At 68.2% G+C, this 2,346-nt stretch carries 2 protein-coding genes and 2 pseudogenes; all 4 read left to right on the top strand.

The features are described 5' to 3' along the window. A pseudogene (locus I55_RS13410) lies at positions 1 to 454 on the top strand (hypothetical protein); the annotation flags it as partial. 214 nt (positions 455 to 668) lie between these two features. Then, the gene (locus I55_RS13405) at positions 669 to 920 is read left to right on the top strand and encodes an exodeoxyribonuclease VII small subunit (RefSeq protein ID WP_044561085.1); all 252 of its coding nucleotides are present in this window, start codon (positions 669 to 671) and stop codon (positions 918 to 920) included. A gap of 29 nt (positions 921 to 949) precedes the next feature. Further along, positions 950 to 1,849 (top strand): polyprenyl synthetase family protein, encoded by a 900-nt coding sequence (locus tag I55_RS13400; protein ID WP_044561084.1) that lies wholly within the window; start codon positions 950 to 952, stop codon positions 1,847 to 1,849. A 27-nt stretch (positions 1,850 to 1,876) separates the two neighbouring features. Then, positions 1,877 to 2,346 (top strand): annotated as a pseudogene (locus I55_RS13395) (1-deoxy-D-xylulose-5-phosphate synthase N-terminal domain-containing protein); the annotation flags it as partial.

Here is a 2,346-nt window from a genome sequence, read left to right as displayed (position 1 = left end):
TGGATTTCGATGTCCACCACGGCAACGGCAGCCAGACCCTGGCCGAGAACGACCCAGACCTGGTCTATGGTCCACCCACGAATGGCCGCTCTATCCCGGCACCGGCGCCCTGGGCGACAGGGGGGAGTACGGCACGGTGGTCAACGTGCTGCTGCGCGCCGGCGCCGGCGGGGCGGAGTTCCGTGAGGGGATGGCCACGCGCCTGTTGCCGGCCCTGGATGCCTTCGCCCCGGAACTTATCCTCATTTCCGCCGGTTTCGATGCCCACCGCGGCGACCCGCTGGCCGACCTGAACCTGGTCGAGGATGATTTCGCCTGGGTGACGGCCGAGATCGCGGCCATCGCCCAGCGCCGCTGCCAGGGCCGCTTGGTCTCCACCCTGGAAGGGGGCTATGATCCAACGGCGCTGGCGTCCTGCGTGGCCGCCCATGTCGGCACGCTCATGGAGGTTTGAGGCCATGGAGGTTTGAAGACGGCCGGTGCGGCGGTCCGTCACCCGTGACGGGGCTGCCTCCCGGCCAGGATGCTTGCGGCGGATGCCGGCCGGACCTACAGTCGCGAACCTTGGTGTGCGGCGCCGCAATCGCCTATACCGTGTCCGGGTCGGCCGCTCCGATCCAACCTTGGGTTTTGCCTGCCGCCCTTTCCGTTGATCCCGTGGACCCTACATGACTGATCTGACCCTGCCGGCCGACATCAAGGCCATGAGTTTCGAGGACGCGATGGGTGAGCTGGAGCGCATCGTGCGCCAGCTGGAGGACGGGAAGGCCAAGCTGGACGACGCCATCGGCTTCTATGAACGCGGCACCCTGCTGAAGCGTCATTGCGAAGGGAAGCTGCGGGAGGCCCAGGAAAAGGTCGACCGCATCACCCTGGGCGGTGATGGTACGGTGGCCGTGGAACCGGCCCGCATCGATTAAGCCCGCAGCTGACCTTAGAGTATGCCCTGATGCCCAGCCTGCCCAAATCCCTCACCACCGCCATGGCGGACACCGTCGAGCAGGTGGAAACCGCCATCGACATCCTGCTGCCCCGCAGCAGCATGGCGGAGGCCAAGCTGTATGAGGCCATGCGCTATGGCTGCCTGGGCGGGGGCAAGCGGCTGCGGCCCTTCCTGGTCATGGAAAGCGCCCGCCTGTTCAACGTCAGCCCGGCCTGCGCGCTACGCGTGGCGGCGGCGGTGGAGTTCGTCCACTGCTATTCCCTGATCCACGACGACCTGCCAGCCATGGACGACGCCAGCCTGCGGCGCGGCCGGCCCACGGTGCACCGCCAGTTTGACGAGGCCACGGCCATCCTGGCTGGCGACGCGCTGCTGACGGCGGCGTTCGAGGTGCTGACGGACAGCGAAACCCATGAGGACCCCCGGGTGCGCTGCGCCCTGGTTTCCGCCCTGGCCAAGGCGTCCGGCCCGCGTGGCATGGTGGGCGGCCAGATGCTGGACCTGATCGCCGAGAGCCAGGCCCTGGACATCGGCGCCATCACGCGGCTGCAGCGGCTGAAGACGGGTGAGCTGATCGCCTTCGCCGCCACCGCCGGCGCCATCCTGGGCCGTGCCTCCCCGCCGCAGTTCCATGCCTTGCAGGCCTATGCCCATGACCTGGGCCTGGCCTTCCAGATCGCCGACGACCTGCTGGACGTGGAGGGGACGGAGGCCGAGACCGGCAAGTCCGTGGGCCGCGACAAGCCGGCGGGCAAGGCGACCTTCGTGTCCATCCTGGGCCTGGAACGGGCCCGTGACCAAGCCGGCCGGCTGGCCGACCAGGCCACGCGGCATCTGGAGATTTTCGAGGGTCGGGCGACCATGTTGCAGGCGGTGGCGCGCTTCGTTGTGGATCGGCGGTCTTAAGAAAAGAGTTTGATTGGGAGCCGATGAATGGCGACGAAGACCCCGTTGTTGGACCAGTGTCCGACGCCTGACCGCTTGCGCGCGCTGGATCCCTCGCAGCTGCGGCAGGTGGCGGATGAACTGCGTTCCGAGACAATCGACGCGGTGTCAGTGACGGGTGGGCATCTGGGTGCCGGCTTGGGCGTTGTGGAACTGACGGTGGCGCTGCACTACGTGTTCGACACGCCGGCGGACCGCATCATCTGGGACGTTGGCCATCAGGCCTATCCGCACAAGATCCTGACGGGGCGCCGGGACCGCATCCGCACGCTGCGCACGGGTGGTGGCCTGTCTGGCTTCACCCGGCGGTCGGAGAGCGAGTACGATCCGTTCGGCGCGGCGCACAGCTCCACCTCCATCTCGGCGGGCCTGGGCATGGCGGTGGCCCGTGACCTCGCGGGCGGGAACACCACGTCATCGCCGTGATCGGCGACGGGTCGATCTCCGCCGGCATGGCG

Source organism: Azospirillum sp. B4, assembly GCF_000333275.1.
Taxonomy (GTDB): domain Bacteria; phylum Pseudomonadota; class Alphaproteobacteria; order Azospirillales; family Azospirillaceae; genus Nitrospirillum.
Note: the sequence above shows the minus strand (reverse complement) of the source record. Positions and strands in the feature narration are given on the sequence as shown.